This window comes from Gemmatimonadaceae bacterium (assembly GCA_019637445.1).
GTDB lineage: Bacteria > Gemmatimonadota > Gemmatimonadetes > Gemmatimonadales > Gemmatimonadaceae > Pseudogemmatithrix.
The window spans coordinates 1,661,043-1,678,015 of the sequence record JAHBVS010000001.1; the positions used below are offsets into that span (position 1 = coordinate 1,661,043).

At 67.7% G+C, this 16,973-nt stretch carries 15 protein-coding genes; 7 read left to right on the forward strand and 8 right to left on the reverse strand.

The window, feature by feature from the left end; translation table 11 throughout:
- Position 1 precedes the first annotated feature (1 nt).
- Genes KF709_07510 through KF709_07520 form a run of 3 tightly spaced genes read right to left on the reverse strand, consistent with a single transcriptional unit; the run spans position 2 to position 2,548 of the window.
- Complete coding sequence (locus KF709_07510) at positions 2-337, reverse strand: helix-turn-helix transcriptional regulator (GenBank protein MBX3174243.1); 336 nt, start codon at positions 335-337, stop codon at positions 2-4.
- Between the two features lie 2 nt (positions 338-339).
- Positions 340-1,782, reverse strand: coding sequence for an MBL fold metallo-hydrolase (locus tag KF709_07515; GenBank protein ID MBX3174244.1), 1,443 nt, complete (start codon positions 1,780-1,782; stop codon positions 340-342).
- A 13-nt stretch (positions 1,783-1,795) separates the two neighbouring features.
- Entirely contained in the window at positions 1,796-2,548 is a 753-nt protein-coding gene (locus tag KF709_07520; protein ID MBX3174245.1) for a sulfite exporter TauE/SafE family protein, read from the reverse strand.
- 33 nt (positions 2,549-2,581) lie between these two features.
- Between KF709_07520 and KF709_07525 the strand changes: the two genes are divergently transcribed.
- The 5 genes from KF709_07525 to KF709_07545 are packed head-to-tail and all read left to right on the forward strand — an operon-like array spanning position 2,582 to position 6,302.
- A complete protein-coding gene (locus KF709_07525; protein MBX3174246.1) occupies positions 2,582-3,391 on the forward strand; it encodes a DUF1295 domain-containing protein in 810 nt (269 codons plus the stop codon).
- Between the two features lie 12 nt (positions 3,392-3,403).
- Positions 3,404-3,979 carry an SCO family protein gene (locus KF709_07530; protein MBX3174247.1) on the forward strand — a complete coding sequence of 192 codons (576 nt, stop codon included), beginning with the start codon at positions 3,404-3,406 and terminating at the stop codon, positions 3,977-3,979.
- A gap of 10 nt (positions 3,980-3,989) precedes the next feature.
- Entirely contained in the window at positions 3,990-4,385 is a 396-nt protein-coding gene (locus tag KF709_07535; GenBank protein MBX3174248.1) for a copper chaperone PCu(A)C, read from the forward strand.
- Positions 4,386-4,392: 7 nt separating this feature from the next.
- A complete protein-coding gene (locus tag KF709_07540; protein ID MBX3174249.1) occupies positions 4,393-4,704 on the forward strand; it encodes a hypothetical protein in 312 nt (103 codons plus the stop codon).
- A complete protein-coding gene (locus tag KF709_07545) occupies positions 4,701-6,302 on the forward strand; it encodes a family 10 glycosylhydrolase (protein MBX3174250.1) in 1,602 nt (533 codons plus the stop codon). Before KF709_07540 ends, KF709_07545 begins: the two co-directional genes overlap by 4 nt.
- Before the next feature lie 224 nt (positions 6,303-6,526).
- Here KF709_07545 and KF709_07550 read toward each other — a convergent pair whose 3' ends face one another.
- Complete coding sequence (locus tag KF709_07550) at positions 6,527-9,727, reverse strand: hypothetical protein (GenBank protein ID MBX3174251.1); 3,201 nt, start codon at positions 9,725-9,727, stop codon at positions 6,527-6,529.
- Positions 9,728-9,899: 172 nt separating this feature from the next.
- Between KF709_07550 and KF709_07555 the strand changes: the two genes are divergently transcribed.
- Positions 9,900-10,319, forward strand: coding sequence for an HPF/RaiA family ribosome-associated protein (locus KF709_07555; protein ID MBX3174252.1), 420 nt, complete (start codon positions 9,900-9,902; stop codon positions 10,317-10,319).
- Here KF709_07555 and KF709_07560 read toward each other — a convergent pair.
- Entirely contained in the window at positions 10,299-12,380 is a 2,082-nt protein-coding gene (locus KF709_07560) for a beta-N-acetylhexosaminidase (protein MBX3174253.1), read from the reverse strand. The two genes, KF709_07555 and KF709_07560, sit on opposite strands and share 21 nt — an antisense overlap.
- A gap of 62 nt (positions 12,381-12,442) precedes the next feature.
- On the opposite strand from KF709_07560, the gene KF709_07565 reads away from it, so the two are divergent.
- Positions 12,443-13,276, forward strand: a complete 834-nt coding sequence (locus KF709_07565; GenBank protein ID MBX3174254.1) for an ion transporter — start codon at positions 12,443-12,445, stop codon at positions 13,274-13,276.
- Positions 13,277-13,322: 46 nt separating this feature from the next.
- Here KF709_07565 and KF709_07570 read toward each other — a convergent pair whose 3' ends face one another.
- The 3 genes from KF709_07570 to KF709_07580 form a co-directional block, all read right to left on the reverse strand.
- Positions 13,323-14,654, reverse strand: coding sequence for an aminotransferase class V-fold PLP-dependent enzyme (locus tag KF709_07570; protein ID MBX3174255.1), 1,332 nt, complete (start codon positions 14,652-14,654; stop codon positions 13,323-13,325).
- A 20-nt stretch (positions 14,655-14,674) separates the two neighbouring features.
- A complete protein-coding gene (locus KF709_07575) occupies positions 14,675-15,076 on the reverse strand; it encodes a DUF302 domain-containing protein (protein MBX3174256.1) in 402 nt (133 codons plus the stop codon).
- A gap of 98 nt (positions 15,077-15,174) precedes the next feature.
- Positions 15,175-16,911: a hypothetical protein gene (locus KF709_07580; protein ID MBX3174257.1), complete on the reverse strand. Its 1,737-nt coding sequence runs from the start codon at positions 16,909-16,911 to the stop codon at positions 15,175-15,177.
- Positions 16,912-16,973: the final 62 nt, after the last annotated feature.

Here is a 16,973-nt window from a genome sequence, read left to right on the forward strand (position 1 = left end):
CCTAACGCGCGATACGAAGCGCCGCGCGGCGTTCCTTGGCCTCATCCTCGATGTGTCCGCACATCACGTCGCAGAGCATGAACACGTCGGGGTTGGCGATCGTGTAGTACGCGAACGTCCCTTCCTTGCGCCGCGTGATGAATCCGCACTGATGCAGCTGCTGCAGGTGCTTGGAGACGTTGGCCTGTCCGAGTCCGGTGCGCTCGACGAGGTCGCCGACCGCGCGCTCGCCACCGCGCAAGGCGAGCAGGAGCTGCAGGCGCGCCGGCTCGCCAAGGGCCTTGAAGCGCTCGGCGAGCGAATCCACCAATGCGGGTGTCATGTTCTGGCGTGCCATGGTCAGACTCCAGCCCCGGCGGGGGCGTCTTCGGTGACGATGTCGAAGCCGGCGGCCTGCCACCCGACGTATCCATCCGTCAGATCGGAGACCTGCTCGATGCCAAGGCGCTGCAGCAACGAAGCGGCGATGGCCGAGCGGCTACCCGTCTGGCACTGTACGATGATGGGCTTGTCGCGCGGGATCTCGCCGAGTCGCGCGGGCAGGTAGCCGACGGGGATGTGCAGGGCGCCCGGCAGATGGCCGGCATCGAACTCGCTACGGTTCCGCACATCGAGCACCGTGACTTCCTCGCGGGCCACGCGCGGCGCCAGCGCCTTGCTCTCCGTCTTGGCCACGGTGCCGAGCGCGCCGCCCTGGTCCTTGAACTCGGTGATGATCCGCGGCTCGTAGCTCGCGGCGACGGCATCCAGACCGATCATCGCGAGCTCGCGCACGGCCTTGAGCGCGTCGCGCTCGTTGGCGATGAGGTGGATGGCTTGGTCGTACTTCACCAGCCAGCCGGCCCAGGTGGAGAAGCTCTTGTTGAGCGGGATGTTGAGCGTGCCGGGGATGTGCCCGCGGGCGAACTCCGCGGCAGGGCGCAGGTCGAGGACGGCCGCGCCATCGGTGAGTGCGGTGCGAAGCTCGGCGAGCGATCCGCGGGCCGGTGCCTTGAAGCCGCCGAGGATCGGCGGGCCGTCGCGGTTGATGCGCTTCATCTCCGCGAAGTAGAGCGGTGGCTCCGGCTGGCCGGCGAGCACGGCGTCCACGAAGGTGGATTCGTCCGTCGTGCCCACGCCCCAGTTGAAGCGCTTCTCGTAGCCGACCGTCGAGGTCGGGACGGCGCCCAGTGACTTGCCGCAGGCAGAACCGGCGCCGTGACCGGGCCAGACCTGCAGGTAGTCGGGCAGGCCGCGGAAGCGGTCGAGTGACTTGAACAGCGTGCGGGCGCCGGCTTCCATCGTATTCGCCACCTTGGCCGCGCGCTCGAGCAGGTCCGGGCGCCCAACATCGCCGACGAACACGAAGTCGCCGGTGGCGATGCCCATCGGCTCGTGCGCGGCGGCAGTGTCGGTGACGAGGAAGGACAGGTGCTCCGGGGTATGTCCCGGCGTGTGCAGCACGTCGATCTTGATGTTGCCGACCTTGATCACGTCACCGTCGTGCAGCAGCGTGGCGCCATCCTGCTTGGCAAAGGCGTACTGCCAGTCCTTCCCGCCCTCGGCCGAGAGGAGCAGCTGGGCACCGGTGCGCTGCGCGAGCTCGCGCGAGCCGGACACGTAGTCCGCGTGGATGTGCGTCTCCGTCACGTGCGTGATGCCGAGCTTCTCGGCGGCCGCGGCATCGAGATACTGCTGGATGTCGCGATTGGCGTCGATCACGATGGCTTCGCCGGTGGCGGCGCAACCGATCAGGTACGAGGCCTGCGCAAGGCCGTCATCATAGAAGCGCTTGAGGAACATCAGGATCTCCCGATCACAGCGAACCGCCGTTCTTGTAGATGATGTAGCCGGCCACGACGACGAGCAGCACCGCAAAGGCGCGCTTGAGCAGCGACTGGCTGATGTGTTGGACGAGATAGGTGCCGCCGAGTAGCCCGGCGGCGGTGAAACCGGCAAACCAGAGCACGAGATTCCAGGGCACCGAGACGACGCCGTGGTAGCCGGCGTACCCCGCGGTGGTGTTGAGCACGATCACGAACAGCGAGGTGCCGACGGCCGAGCGCATCGGCAGTCCGGCGAGCAGTACGAATGCGGGCACGAGCAGGAATCCACCGCCGACGCCGACAAGCCCAGTCAGGACGCCGGTGAGCGCACCGATGACCAGGACGCCGGCGCCCAGATGCGGCCGCTCGCCGGCCGCCGGCTCCGGCAGCTTGGCGTTGCGGAACATGGAGACGGAGGCGCCGAGCATCACGACGGCGAGGAGCAGGAGCTGCATCTCGCCGCTGAGGAAGCGCGCGGCGCGCGCACCGCCGAAGGCACCGACCATGGCGGCGAGGCCAAAGGGAATCGCCAGACGTAGGTCGATGTTGCCCATCCGCAGGTTGCGGACCACGCCGACCAGCGACGCTCCGCCCACGATGGGCAGGCTCATCACGACGGCCAGCTTGGGATCCACATTCATTGAATAGGCGATGACCGGCACCGTCAGGATGGACCCGCCACCGCCCAGGAGCCCCAGGGTGAGCCCGATGAGCAGGGCGAGGACGGCGGCGAGGGCTGTCATATATGCCTGAATGGTAATATATTCCCAGGTCTGATGTCAACGGGATTTGCATCGCAGGAGACACTTCGACTGCTGGGGCAGGGCGCTGTGCTCGCCTCCGTGGTCATGCTGGCGCTCTGGGCCGTGCACCGACGGACGCGAAACGCGTCGTGGGTGGACGTGGGCTGGGCGCTCACGCTCGGGCTGCTGGCGGCGTTGTATGCCGTGCGGGCTGAGGGATATGCGCCGCGCCGACTGCTGATCGGCAGCGTGGTCGGGCTCTGGTCCCTTCGGCTGTCGACGCATCTCGCGCTGCGCTTGCTGCGCGATGGTGGCGAGGATCCGCGCTACGCGGAGATGCGGGAGCGCTGGGGCGGGCGCCTCGGCCTCAAGTTCTTCCTCTTGTTCGTCGGTCAGGGCGTGTTGGATGTCATCCTGGCCTGGCCATTCCTGGCGGTGAGCGTCGATCGCACGCCGAGCATCCATTGGCTGACGTGGGCGGGAGCGGTACTCGCCGTGCTGGGCATGGCCGGCGAGTCGCTTGCCGACGCGCAGTTGCGTTGGTTCAAGTCCAATGCGGCGAATCGCGGCACCGTCTGCCGGGTGGGACTCTGGGGATGGTCGCGCCATCCGAACTACTTCTTCGACTGGCTGGTCTGGTGCGGCTTCGCGCTGCTCGGCCTGGCCTCACCCTTGGGTTGGATCGGCCTGCTGTCGCCCGCGCTGATGCTGTACTTCCTCACGCGCGTGACGGGCATCGCGGCCACCGAGGCCCACGCGCTGCGCTCACGGGGCGAGGCGTACCGCCGCTATCAGCGGGAAGTCAGCGCCTTTGTGCCTTGGCCCCCTCGGTATCTTCCATAGATGCGAGTGTTGATGCGAACGGCTTCGCGCCTGTTGGGCGGCGCACTGGCGCTGACTGTGGGCTTGGCGTCCTGCGGCGAGCCGCAGCGCGGCGTGCGCATCCAGGATCCCGAGCCGGCGGCGCCGTTGCAGTTCACGGCGTTCGATGGCACGGCGTTCGATCTCTCCGCCGAACGCGGCAAGGTCGTGCTGCTCTACTTCGGGTACACGCACTGTCCGGACGTCTGTCCGACGACGATGAGCGACTGGGCGCGGGCCAAGCGTGCCTTGGGCGAACGGGCGGCAAACGTGCGATTTGTGTTCGTGAGCGTCGACCCGGATCGCGACACGCCGGAGTTGGCGCTCAAGTACGCTCGCCAGTTTGACTCGACGTTCGTCGGTTGGGCGCCGGACACCGAAGGGCTCGAGGCGCTCAAGCGCTCGTGGAGTATCGCTGCGTATCCCGAGGGGGACACGCGGGAACGGGACTACACCGTGGCACACCCGGCACACACCTACGTGGTGGACCGCCAGGGCCGGCTACGGGTGCTCTATGAACCGGGGGTTCGTGGTGAGGAACTGGCAGAGGATCTGCGCCGCCTGCTCTAGCGCGGTGCTGATGGCCTGCGGCGCGGAGCGCGCGGCGGTGCCGACATCGGAGCTGAGTGTGTGGGAGGCCTGGGCGCGGGCGGCCGACAGCGGCGCGAACGCCGCCGTCTACTTCACGCTGGGGAATGCCGGCTCGGTGGCCGATACTCTGAAGGGAGTGGCCAGCGAGGCCGCCGAGCTGACGCAGATGCACATCTCGATGCAGCACAACCGGACGATGCACATGTCGGAGGTCACCGCCTTGCCGGTGCCGGCGGACGACAGCGTGCAGTTCAAGCCGTTAGGCGCGCACGTGATGCTGACGCGGCTGCGCCGACCGCTGGTGGCCGGCGACACGGTGGTGACGACGCTCACGTTCGTCTCGGGCCAGACGGTCCAGGTGCGGGCCGGTGTCCGGCGGCCGTAGCCTCGCGGTGGGACTGGTCGTCCTTGTCACGGGGGCGCTCGCCTACTGGATGTGGCCCAGGCCGTCGGTGGTGATCGAGATCGCACCTGGGGGCGTGGCGACGGTGGCTGGGCGCGCCCTGCCGGAAACGTTGTATGTGCAGGCCCGTGGTCGCAGTACCGTGGTGCGTGTGGTGAACCGTGATTCCCTGCGGCACCAACTCGCGCTGTTCGGGGCGGCGGCCGGTGAGACGCGGGACTTCACGATTGCGTATCCTGGCACCTACGGGGGTACCTGTTCCGCACACCCCAGCGGCAATCTCGTTTACGTGGTGCAATGATCCGTTCGTTCTTCCGTTCGACAATCCTGGCGCTCGCGGCACTTGCTGCGGGATCGCCGCTATTGGCGCAGCCGACGTCCGGTGGCGCCGCCGCATCAACGCCGCCTGCCGCCGGCACGGTCGTGCGACCGCTTGCCTCCGGCGCTTCACCGGAGCCCTGCGCGCTGGATGACGTCTCGTGTTCGCCGCCACCACTGGCGCGCGAGTTTCGCGGCCTCTGGATCGCCTCTGTTGGGAACATCGATTGGCCCTCGCGGCCCGGGCTTCCCACGGACTCCGCGCAGCTGGAGCTGCGGCAACTGCTCGACAAGGCCAAGGCGACCGGACTGAACGCAGTGATCCTGCAGGTGCGTCCGTCGGGTGACGCGCTGTACGCCTCGGAGTTGGAGCCTTGGAGCGAGTACCTCACCGGGCAGCAGGGCGTGGCCCCGCGCCCGTACTGGGACCCGCTCAAGTTCGCAGTGGACGAGGCACACGCGCGTGGGCTCGAGTTGCACGCCTGGTTCAACCCCTATCGCGCCCGCCACACCTCGGCCAAGGGCGCGCTGTCGCCGAAGCACCTGGCCGTCGCGCGCCCGTCGTTGGTGCGCAACTACGGCCGCCAGCAGTGGATGGATCCGGGTGAGGTGGCGGTGCGTGCGCATACGGTGCGCGTGATTGTCGACGTCGTGAAGCGCTATGACATCGATGGCGTCCACATCGACGATTACTTCTATCCGTACAAGGAGCGCGATCGCAGCGGTCGCCTCGTCGACTTCCCAGATGCCTCCACGTTCCGGCGCTACTCGATGGGTGGTGGCACGCTCGCGCGCGACGACTGGCGCCGCGAGAACGTGAATGCGTTGGTGAGCGAGCTGTACCGCAGCATCCACGCGGAGAAGCCGTGGGTGAAGTTCGGCGTGAGTCCGTTTGGGATCTGGCGACCGGGCTTCCCGGAGACAGTGGTGGGCTTCGACGCCTACAACGAGCTCTATGCCGACGCGCGGAAGTGGCTGCACGAGGGTTGGCTCGACTACTTCTCGCCGCAGCTTTACTGGCCTGTGGCGCAGCGTGGGCAGGAATATCCGGTGCTGCTGCGCTGGTGGGCGGAGCAGAACGCCTTCGGCCGGCATCTCTGGCCAGGCAACTACACGAGCAAGGTGGGCGAGCAGTCGCGCACGGCCTGGCGCACGAGCGAGATCGAGGCGCAGATCCGGCTCACGCGCGCCGAGGCCGGTGCGAGCGGGAATGTGCACTTCTCGGCGAAGGCCTTCCTCGAGGATCGTGACTCGCTGGCCACGCGACTCGGTCGCCACGTGTACAGCGCACCGGCCTTGGTGCCGCCCTCGCCGTGGCTTGATGTCGCGCCGCAGGGAGAGCCACAACTTGAGCTGCGTCGCAGCGGTACGCGCGTGACGCTCAAGGTCTCGCCCGCCGGGACGGAGTCGCCGCAGTTCTGGCTGGTGCAGACGCGGCGTCCCGACGGCTCCTGGCACAGCTCGTTGATGTCTGGCCGCGTGCGTGAGCTCTCCGTGCCGGCTGGCGCTGACCGTGTCGCGATCCGTGCCGTGGACCGGGCGTCGGTTGAAGGGCCGATGATTGTGTTGCGGGTTCGATAATCTTCGAACTGCTAACTGCTTTGCCACAGAGGCACAGAGACACAGAGGTGTCGGGACGCACATAAACCTCTGTGACTAGACCAACGGCAAACACTAGGGGGGCTCGGCGGACAGATCTGTCCGCCGAGCCCCCTTAGAAGTGTCGTTCAAGAAGACACAGAGCAGCAGGTACTACGCCACGAAATCCTCTGTGTCTCTGTGCCTCTGTGGCAAAGCAGTTGTAGTTACTGCCTACGCAACCAGCGCTCGTACTCCTTCATCATCAGTTCGACTTCGAAGGGGAAGCCCGAGCCCTCGCCGCCGGTCATGCGCTCGACGCGCAGGGTCTGGCGGTGGGTCTGGCCATCGATCGTCGTGACGACCTGGTAATCACCGGCTTCGGCTGTGGGGATGCCGCCGCCGAAGAAGCGGCCGCCGCCACCCGTGACGCCGATGGCGCGCATGATGCTGAACAGCTCGCCCTGGTCGATTCCCATGCCGGCACCGGCGCCGCCCGGGGGGCCACCCGCGCCACCAGGACCACGTCCACCAGCCGGACGCTGCGGCTGCACGGCCTGCTCGGCCGGGCGCTCCACCCAGCGCGGGGCCTGATTGCCACCGCCGAAGCCGCCGCCACCACCACCACCGCCGCCTCCAGCGAAGCCGAACGCGCGGGCCATCGCCTGCATGCCCTGCGCGCCGCCCTCGATGTTGCGACGGATCATATCGAGCGCCGGCTTCGGCACCTTGCCTTCCTTCTCGATCGAGTCGAGCGCGGCCACCGTGCGGCGGGCGCCGAGGATCGAGTCGCGCAGCGCGGCACCCTTGAGCGCCGGACGCGGGGCGGGGCGACCGTTGAAGTTCCAGGTCACCTTGTGCAGGCCCACGCCACCCTGGCCCGTGAGCGTCTGCACCGTGTCGCCCATCGCGTCGAGGATGTGCAGGCGCACCGGGCCCACGCTCTTCGTCACGCGATAGTAGATGTCCGCGCCGTAGCCCGGGCTCGTGCCGGCGAACAGCGAGTTGCCGGTGGACTGGCCCTCGACGCGGCGGTCGCCGAACTGGTAGCCCGTGCGCGGCTTGAAGACGTGCGCGGCCACCGTCGTGCTGATGTCCTTCATCTGCTGCAACGGCGAGATGTCGACGATCCAGAAGGAGCGCCCGTGCGTCGCCGCCACCAGCTCGGCCTCGCGCGGATGGATGACGAGATCGTGCACCGGCACGTTCGGCAGGCCCGTCATGAACTTCTGCCAGGTCTTGCCGCGGTCGCCCGAGGCGTAGGCCCCGACGTCCGTGCCAACGAAGAGCAGGTCCTCGTTCTTCAGGTCCTCGCGCACGACGTGCACGAAGTCCGCGGCGCCGCGCGGCAGGCCGCCGGCGATGCTGCTGAAGCTGCGGCCACCGTCATTGGACACGAACACATACGGCGTGAAGTCGCCGCGGCGGTGGTTGTCATAGGTGACGTAGAAGCGATCGACGTCGAAGTGCGAGGGCTCGATGCGCGACACGTAGCTGCCAGCCGGCACGCCCGTGATGCGGCTGGTGAGCTCCGTCCAGGAGCCACCGTCGTTGGCCGTCATCCACACGCGGCCGTCGTCCGTGCCGGCGTAGAGCTGGCCCGGCTTGATCGGCGACTCATTGAGCGAGACGATGGTGCCGAAAGTCTCGGCGCCCGTGGCGTCCGTCGTGATGCCACCGGTGGTCTGCGTCGACACGCGAACCTTCATCGTGTCGGCGTAGGTGAGGTCGGGCGAGATCGGGAACATCTCGTCACCGCGCTTCACGGACTTGAGCACGCGGTTGGCCGCCAGGTACATCACCGACTGGTTGTGCGGGGAGAGGAAGAACGGCGTGTTCCAGTTCCAGCGCAGCGAGAGGTCCACCGAGTCCTTCTTCTGCTGCGCGCGCAGCGCGTCGACCTGCCGGCGCATCGCCGCGTTCATGGGCCGCGTGGTGTCGCCGCGGATGACCATGATGCTGTCTTCCCACTTCATGTACTGCTCACGGTAGTCGGGCTTCTGCAGTCGGTTGGACTGCCCCGCCGACACGATGAAGCGCGCGATGTTGCCGCCCTGCGAAGTGCCGTAGATGATGTCCGGGTTCGTCAGGTCCTGCGCCGTGCCGAAGCCGTCACCACCGTTGTAGGTGAACCACATCGCGTTGGTGATGTCGCCCTGGCGGCGGCGCGACGGGCCGCACCACGAGCCGTTGTCCTGCAGGCCACCGCAGACGTTGTACGGCACGGCCATGTCCACCGACACGTTGTACGGCTGGCCGATGGCGAAGGTGTTCGGGAACCAGTAGTTGCCACCGTTGTCGAAGGAGATGCCGATGCCGCCGTCGTTGCCCATGATGTGGCGGTTCGGGTCCTTCGGGTCGATCCACATCGCGTGGTGATCCACGTGGATGCCGATCGTGGCGTTGCGGGCATTCTTGCCGCCCTCATCCGACACCTTCACCGGCGTGGACGAGAACCACACGCGGTCGGGGTTGGTCGGGTGCACGCGCACCTGCGAGTAGTAGAACGGCCGGACGTTGTCCGTGGACGTGCGCTCCCAGGTCTTGCCGCCGTCCGCTGAACGATACAGGCCGCTCAGACGCTCGGTCGAGCCGGCAGCCGGCTCGGCCTCGACCATCGTGTACATCACGTCCGGGTTGGACGCCGAGATGGCGATTGAGATGCGGCCCTTCATCGTCTCGGGGAATCCGCCGCCCTTGACCTCGGTCCAGGTCTCGCCGCCGTCCGTGGACGTCCACAGCGCCGAGCCACGGCCGCCCGACTGCAGGTAGTACGGCTGGCGCAGCCGGTGGTAACTCGCGGCAAACAGGATGTTCGGGTTCCGCGGATTGATCGCGACGTCCACAAAGCCAGTGGTGTCGTTGATGTACTTCTTGTTCTGCCAGGTCGCACCGCCGTCGGTGGTCTTGTAGAGACCGCGCTCGCGGTTCGTGCGCCAGGCCGCGCCCAGCGCCGCCACCCAGGCGACGTTCGGGTTGGTCGGGTGCACGACGATGCGTCCGACGTGCTCCGTCTCCTTGAGGCCCGAGAACTTCCAGGTGAGGCCGCCGTCGGTGGACTTGTAGACGCCGCCGCCCGGGGAGATGGAGTTGCGCGAGTTCGGCTCGCCGGTGCCGAGGTAGATGACGTTCGTGTCGCTCGGCGCGATGGCGAGGTCGCCCATCGAGGGCACGCCGTACTCGTCGAAGACCGGACGGAAGGTGACGCCGCCGTTGGTGGTCTTCCAGAGACCGCCGCCCGCCGCCGCGACGAAGAACGTCGCGCTGCCGGGGATGCCTTCGACGTCAGAGATGCGACCCGACATGTTGGCGGGGCCGATGTTGCGCCAGCGAAGACCGTCGATCATCGACTGGTCGATCGTCTGGGCGTGGAGGGTCGCGGTGCCGGCGACGAAGCCGGCAGCGACCAGGAGCCTCAGGGAGCGCATTTTCAGGATGGAGGAGGGAGGTGGGAGGAGGAAGGTGGCTATCGCCCCAAGATACGGGCTCCACTGGCGAGCCGTTGGGACTGTCAGGGTTTCGCCGGGCGGGGTGGTCTGACCCTGTACGCGTGGGCAGATTACTGGTCCTTCGACACCCGATTCACGACGGAGTTGGCCGATGGCAGCACGTGGCTCCAGGCAGGCCCGGCGCGCCCCGATGGGGACCGCCTCGAACGCCAAGCACAAGACCGAACGGGGCCGCACGACGGCGCCCGAGACCCCGCTGGCCGTCCGCGCGCGTGGCGTCGAGGTGGACGACCAGCTGCGCGACTACATCGCCAAGCGCTGCGGCTTCAAGCTCGGCAAGTTCGCACCGCGCATCGAGCGCACCAGCGTACGGCTCGAGGACATCAGCGGTCCCAAGGGTGCGCCGGCCCGACGCTGCGCCATCAAGGCGACGCTGACCCGGCACGAGAGCGTGGTGGTCGAAGTCGTCGACTACGACCATCGTGCTGCGTTCGATCACGCCATCGACGCCCTGGAGCGCGCCGTACGCCGCGCGCTCGAGCGCAGCAAGTCAAATTCGCGGCGCGCGTAGCGTCGGGGGCAATCGGAACTCCTCGGGCGTCGGCAGCTTTCGCTCGCGCGTGAAGCGCCGACGCGCCGCATCCATCTGGTTGATGCGGCCCACCCAGGTGGCGATCTCCACGTCGTAGCGCGCCAGGTTGTTCTGCAGCCAGTAGGGCCGGTTCTCCTGGCGCCAGCTGCGTTCGAACAACTCGCGCGTGAGCACGTAGCCATCGCGCATGTCCTGCAGCTTGCCGTTGATGCCCGTGAACTCGGCGAGTTCCTTCCAGGTCACGGTGTCGAGCGACGCCAGCGCGTAGATACCCTGCGCGATCTCATCGGCGATCTGGAACTTCATTGCCAGCCAGTCCATGCGGCGCGCGCCGAGCTCCATCGCATCGATTGCTGCCTGTTCGCGGATGTGCCGCTGCGTCCGTGCGCGCGCGATCTGTACCAAGGCGCTCTCGGCGTGAATGCGCATCTGCGCGAGCTTCGGACGCAGGCGCACGGTCTCGATGGCGCCTTCCTCGGACCAGGGGTCCACGAAGAAGAGCCAGGTACCGGCGTCGATGGCGCGGTGCGCTTCCATTAGATGGCGCTGTGCGGCGTCGATCGCACCAAGCGTATCGCCGTGGAACACTGTGCCATACGCTGCCTGGAACTGCGGGATGCTGGCCTCGCCCGGTTGCCAGGCGGCGGCCGCGCCAAAGTAGATGCCGTACCACACCTGCTCGAAGATCGCGTCGCCGTCGTCGTCCCAGCTGGTGTTGATCATGCCGGTCGCACCGCCGCGTTGCCCGTCGCGCACGAAGCCTTGGATGTTCGAGAGCGCCGAAATGTTGTTCGGGTAGACGCGAAGCCAGGAGTTCACGCCGGGTGCGACCCAGGTCTCCATGCCGGCATCGCGGAAGGGCTTGAGGTAGCGGTCGAAGTTCGAGCGCGACCAGTAGTCCCAACCCACCGCGATGAGATCCTTGGGCAGCCCCTTCACGAGGTCGGGGTGGTTCATCGCGATATCGCCCCAGAACAGGTAGCGCTTGCCGGGCACGCGCACCGTCTCGACGATCTGCTTGAGGTAGTCCACGTACACGGGGCCGATGCCGCGCGTGTCCACGTCCGGCTTGGTGCGGCCCTTGCCGAGTTCGAAGGTCTCGTCCGCGCCGAGGTGCACGAAGGGCGACGGGAACATCGAGTCGATCTCGGCGAAGACACCCTTGGTGAAGGCCAGCGTGCCCGGCTGGCCGGGTGCGAGGACGTGGCCGTGCGGCGTCTCCGACAGATCGGCGTAGAGCTCGAGCTTGAGCGCGTGGTGCAGGTGGCCGAAGGTCTGCTGGTGCGGGATGATCGTGATGTGGTACTGCTTGGCGTAGGCGACGAGCGCGCGCACGTCCTCGCGCGACATCGCGCCGCCCGGCGGGGCAATGACCGGCTGTGAGGCGTAGGCCAGCGTATGCTCGAACTGCAGCGTGAACGTGTTGAGCTTCACGGCCGCGAGGCGTCGCACCTGGCTCTTCTGGTACTCGAGCGTGGGCAGCGGTCCGCGCGAGACATCGTCCTGCGCGCCGCGCCAGCGCATGGCGGGCCAGTCGCGGATGGTAACGGGGTGCAGTTGCGTGCGGTCGCCGGCGCCGGTGAAGAGCTGCTTGAGCGTCTGCAGCCCGTAGAAGATGCCGGTGGCGTTGTCGGCGATGACCGTGGCGCCGTCGGTGCTGGCGAGGAGGATGTAGCCCTCGTCGTGCATCGCGCGGTCAAAGCGCAGGCGTTCGCGCTCGAGGATCTGGCGGGCGGCGTCGGACTCGCGGCGGAGCAGCGTGACGTGCCAGCCGCGGCTGTTCGAGGTGACAGCGGCGCTCAAGCCTCGCGCACGCATCGACTCGGCGAACTCGCCGGCGGCCCAGCGGTCCTGTTCGTCGGCGCCGGGCGCGATGGTGATCTCGGCGCGGAAGAGCGCGGCCGGTGCGGACCGGACCAGCTCGCGCGGGGCGGGGATGAGACGCGGGCCGTTCGTGGCCTGGGCGGCGAGCGGCGCGGCGGCACTGGCGGCCAACGCTGCGGCCGCGGCGGAGACGAGGGCAACCAGACGGAGGCGCATCGCCAGAATCTAATGATTGCGAGAGGGCGGCGAAGCCGCGGACGCCAGGCTAGCTTCGGGGCGTGACCAAGACCGCTGCATCGCCAAGCGCGCGCGAGTACTGGCGCCGCGTGATCTTCGACCACGACACGCGCGCCGGCAACCTCTTCGACGTCATCCTGATCATCGCCATCGTCGGCAGCGTGGCGGTGGTGATTCTCGATTCGATGAGCGGCCTGTCGGCGCGGGCACACCAAGTGCTGATGCTGTTCGAGTGGGTGTTCACTCTCCTGTTCACCATCGAATACGCGATGCGGCTCTGGTGCGCGGCCGACCGGCTGCGCTACGCCAGGAGCTTCTATGGCGTGGTGGACCTGGCGGCGACGCTGCCGACGTACATCTCGCTGCTCTTCCCCGAAGGGCGCTTCCTCGCGCTGGTGCGCATCCTCCGCGTACTGCGGGTGTTCCGGATCCTCAAGCTCACGGAATACGTGAGCGAGGCTAACACGATCCTGGCGGCGCTGAGCGCCAGCCGTGCGAAGATCACGGTATTCATGTTCACCGTGGTCACGTCGGTGAGCGTGGTCGGCTCACTCATGTATCTGATCGAGGGACCGGAGCACGGGTTCACGAACATCCCCGTGGCCATGTACTGGGCGATCGTGACGCTGACGACGGTGGGGTACGGCGACATCGCGCCGGCGACACCCCTCGGCCAGATGCTCGCCAGCTTCCTGATGATCCTCGGCTACGCCATCATCGCCGTGCCGACGGGCATCGTGACGATGGAGATGCAGAAGGCCTCGCTGGTGCCGCGCGGGGTGAGTTGCGGCAAGTGCGGGCGCGAGCGGCACGATGCCGACGCGAAGTTCTGCAAGGAGTGCGGCGAGGCGTTGCCGCGGAAAGGGCGGATGTAGCCGCCGCGCTGCCGCCGCGCCGAGACGGTGGCGCGTGGCCGCGCCACTAGGCGCGTGCGATCACCCGCAGCGCCGCCACCAGCTTCGCCGTGTCCGCCGGCGAGTTGTACAGTGCCGGCGTCACACGCACGCAGTCACCCTTGGCCAGTCCCGAGCGCGCCACGGTGAAGATCCCGAACTCATCAAGCAGCCGTCGTGCGAGGTTTGCATTGAACGCCCGGTCGCCGTTGCCGCGGATGCGGAAACTCGTGATGGCGCCTGCGGTCACGGGGTCATCGTTCAACAGCAGGTCAACGCCGGCGATCTCCCGCGCGGGCTTCACCCAGGAGTCGCGCAGGTAGCGCAAACGTGCCGCCTTGCGTGGAACACCGATCCGGTCCTGGAAGGCCAGCGCGTCGGGTACGGTCATGACAGCGGCGAAGTCCGTGGTTCCCGTATGGATACGACTGTCGATGCGATCCAGCGGCCCGTCATCACCGTGCGCGCGGTCGATGCGATCCAGCGCGTCACGCCGGATGTAGAGTGCCGCCACGCCGATCGGCGCGGCCACCCACTTGTGCAGGTTCACGCCGGCGAAGGTCGCACCTGACTCGCTGAGCGACAGCGGCACCTGACCGAAGGCGTGCGCCGCATCCACCACCGTGTCCACGCCGCGCGCCGTCGCCAGCGCGGTGATGTCGCGCAGCGGCAGCATCAGCCCGCTCTTGTTGCTCGGGTGCGTGAGCAGCAACAGCCGCGTGCGCGGATTGGCATCGAGCGCACGCGTGTAGGTCTCGACCAGCGACTCGCGTGTCGGTGGCTCCGGCAGGTCAATGGTCACGACCCTGGCCCCGCGCCGTTCGGCCAGTGCGTTCATCGCCATCTGCATCGCCGGATAGTCCAGGTCGGCGTAGATGATCGTGTCACCCGGCTGCAGGCGATTGTACTGCCCGATGATGTGTTGCAGCGCCTCGGTGGCGTTGCGCGCGAAGGCGATCTCACCGGCGTCGACGCCGAGTGCGGTGGCGGTCTTCTGTCGTGCGTCGGCCGTGATGGCCGGGAACGAGCGCCGCGCGAAGTAGGAGCTCTCGCGGTTCACACGGTCCACGTTGCGGTGGTAGGCCGCGAGCGTGGGCGCCGGCATCATGCCCCAGTAACCGGCTTCGAGATTCGTGGCGGCGTCGGTGACGGCGAACTGGGCGGCGATCTCGCGCCAGTAGGCCTCGTCCTGGGCGACCTGCTCGGGCGTGCCGAGCGGAGGGGCGGGCATGGGGCGTCGCGCACGCGCGCTCTCGAGCACTTCACGCGACGGTGCTGTCGCAGCGAGGCCGGTCGGGACGAGGACGGAGGCCGCCGAGGCAGCGGCGGCGTGGCGAAGGAATGCGCGGCGGGAGGTCATGCCCGAACCTAGCGCCCTCGCTAGAGCGCGGCCATCACCCGCTTGAGCCGTGCCTCGGCGTCCGCCGCCACCTCGTTCAGCGCGGCGTTGTTGGTCATCAGCATCATCGCGCGCGGATCGAGAATGGACACCGTGCTGCCCTTGCCGTCCTCGGCGCCCTGCACGAGCACGTTGCACGGCAGGAGCAATCCGATGTGCGGCTCGGCGGCCAGCGCCTTGTTGGCCAGTGTCGGGTTGCAGGCGCCGAGGATTGTGTAAGGGCGCACGTCGACGTCGAGCTTCTTCTTGAGCGTCGCGGACACGTCGATGGTGGAGAGGATGCCGAAGCCCTCGGCGGCGAGCGCGTCGGTCACCTTGGTGACGGCGTCGGCGAAGGCGGTGGTGGGGAGGGTCTTGGCGAAGCCGTAGCTGGGAGTCGTCATGGCGGTCTCGAGATTCTGTGTACTTGAGCAATACGCAGGCGTGGTCGCGGGTTCTCCCGGCGACCCGCAGCTCTGTCAGGCGATGTCTGACGACATCGCTAGTACCGCCAGCTCCGCACATCCGCCCCCGGCGGCGCCGTCAACAGGATCCGCTCCAACGCCCAGGGCAGCACCATCTGCGGATACCGCAGCCGCGAGTACGCATTGCTGCGCGTGTGGTCGCCGTTCCAGCAGTGCTCGTCGCGATCACCATAGTCCACCACGGCATCCGCCGGCGGGCTGGCCGTGCGCAGGAACTTCTCGGTCTCGTAGACCGCGTTGTTGAGATAGTAGTTGTCCATGTCGCCCACATAGATGCGCAGCTTGCCGCGCAGCTTGGGACCGAGCGTTGCCCAGTCGCGTTGCAGGATGTGGTTGAGGTCCCAGTTGTCGCGCCAGTGCCGCGCGACCGCGGTGTCGATCACGCCCGTACGCTTGTCCCAGATCGGCTTTGGGTAGCCATCGGGGCCGACCGGCGAGTAGACGCTCTCCCAGACATCGAACTGGTCGCCCGAGCGCGTGCGTGTGCCGAGTGCGAGCTCGCGGAGGTTCATATCCTCGACCGTGGCGAGGATGTGTCCGAGATAGTTGCGGTACGCCGGCCGTCGCGTTCGACGGAACGGCCCCTCCGTGTAGTACGCGTTGCGATCCTCATAGATGTTGATCGACGTGTAGTGGCGGAAGTCGATCGGATCCGGGCAGGCGATCCACGCACCATTGAAGAAGTCCGGATAGAACATCTGCACGGCCATCGCTTCCCAACCGCCGGTGGACCCGCCGTACGTGAAGCGGGCCCAGCCCTGGCCGATGCCGCGGAAGCGGCGCTCGATCTCGGGGATCAGCTCATAGTTGATGGCGTCGCCATACGGGCCGTTGTTCGCGGAGTTCACCGCGTACGAATCGTCGTAGAACGGCGTGGCGTGCTGCACCTGCACGACGAGCATGCGAGGGAAACCGGGGCCGGTCCAATCCTTGTAGAGCTGATGCGCCAACTGCTGCTGGATGCGGTTGTAGCCGGCGAGGCTGAAGCGCGTGGAGTAGTCGGGCGCGAGCGTCGTGTCCGGCGGCGTCTCGCGCCAGCCGTCCACACCCGAGGGGAAATGCCCGTGATTCAGCACCAGCGGATACCGCGCATCCGGATGCGAATCGAACCCTTCGGGCAGCAACACCCAGGCGCCGAGGTACATGTCGGTGCCCCAGAACTGCGACAGCCGCTCCGAGCGGATGCGGACGTACTTCACGTACTTGGTTTCCTTGAGCGCGAAGTCCGCGACCGGCGGGATCTCCTCGCTGAGTTCGAGGCTGATGCGACTGCGCGCGTCGAGGCTCACCGTCACGGGCTTCGAGTACAGGTTGCCCGGCTTGCGCGCGAACTGCTGCCCTTCCCAGTGGTCCGGCGGCAGCTTGACGGTGAAGCCGTCGCTGCGACGGAAGGTCTGGTAGCGGTTCACCAGCGCCTGCACGCGGTAGCGGCCCGGCGGCAGGTCGCGCAGCGACGCCACGGGATAGCCGAAGGCAATCGCGTCGACCACCGTTGGCGCACCCGGTCGCCAGCCGTCCACGTCCACGCCGGTCACCTGTGCCGTGCCGACGTTGAAGCTCGAGGCGAAGCGCGGCTCGCCTGTCGTGTCCGCGGAGATGAACAGCAGTACGCGTCCGTCGATCGGCGCTGCGGAGCGCGCGGCGGGGAAGGTGACGGTGAAGCGCGGGCCCTGGGCGCTGGCGTTCGGCGATATGCCGAGCGAGGCGGCGAGGAAGAGCAGGGTCGGGACGAGCGAGCGGCGGCGAGTCGACATGCGGCTATTCTCGCGACGGAGGCGGTTCTTGGCTAGCCGCGCCGGGGACGCCGCGCTGGGGC

Bases quoted from the DNA above. Each gene is read 5' to 3' on its own strand.
- KF709_07510 (MBX3174243.1), bottom strand. From the start codon at position 337: ATGGCACGCCAGAACATGACACCCGCATTGGTGGATTCGCTCGCCGAG.
- KF709_07515 (MBX3174244.1), bottom strand. From the start codon at position 1,782: ATGTTCCTCAAGCGCTTCTATGATGACGGCCTTGCGCAGGCCTCGTAC.
- KF709_07520 (MBX3174245.1), bottom strand. From the start codon at position 2,548: ATGACAGCCCTCGCCGCCGTCCTCGCCCTGCTCATCGGGCTCACCCTG.
- KF709_07525 (MBX3174246.1), top strand. From the start codon at position 2,582: ATGTCAACGGGATTTGCATCGCAGGAGACACTTCGACTGCTGGGGCAG.
- KF709_07530 (MBX3174247.1), top strand. From the start codon at position 3,404: ATGCGAACGGCTTCGCGCCTGTTGGGCGGCGCACTGGCGCTGACTGTG.
- KF709_07535 (MBX3174248.1), top strand. From the start codon at position 3,990: ATGGCCTGCGGCGCGGAGCGCGCGGCGGTGCCGACATCGGAGCTGAGT.
- KF709_07545 (MBX3174250.1), top strand. From the start codon at position 4,701: ATGATCCGTTCGTTCTTCCGTTCGACAATCCTGGCGCTCGCGGCACTT.
- KF709_07550 (MBX3174251.1), bottom strand. From the start codon at position 9,727: ATGCGCTCCCTGAGGCTCCTGGTCGCTGCCGGCTTCGTCGCCGGCACC.
- KF709_07555 (MBX3174252.1), top strand. From the start codon at position 9,900: ATGGCAGCACGTGGCTCCAGGCAGGCCCGGCGCGCCCCGATGGGGACC.
- KF709_07560 (MBX3174253.1), bottom strand. From the start codon at position 12,380: ATGCGCCTCCGTCTGGTTGCCCTCGTCTCCGCCGCGGCCGCAGCGTTG.
- KF709_07570 (MBX3174255.1), bottom strand. From the start codon at position 14,654: ATGACCTCCCGCCGCGCATTCCTTCGCCACGCCGCCGCTGCCTCGGCG.
- KF709_07575 (MBX3174256.1), bottom strand. From the start codon at position 15,076: ATGACGACTCCCAGCTACGGCTTCGCCAAGACCCTCCCCACCACCGCC.
- KF709_07580 (MBX3174257.1), bottom strand. From the start codon at position 16,911: ATGTCGACTCGCCGCCGCTCGCTCGTCCCGACCCTGCTCTTCCTCGCC.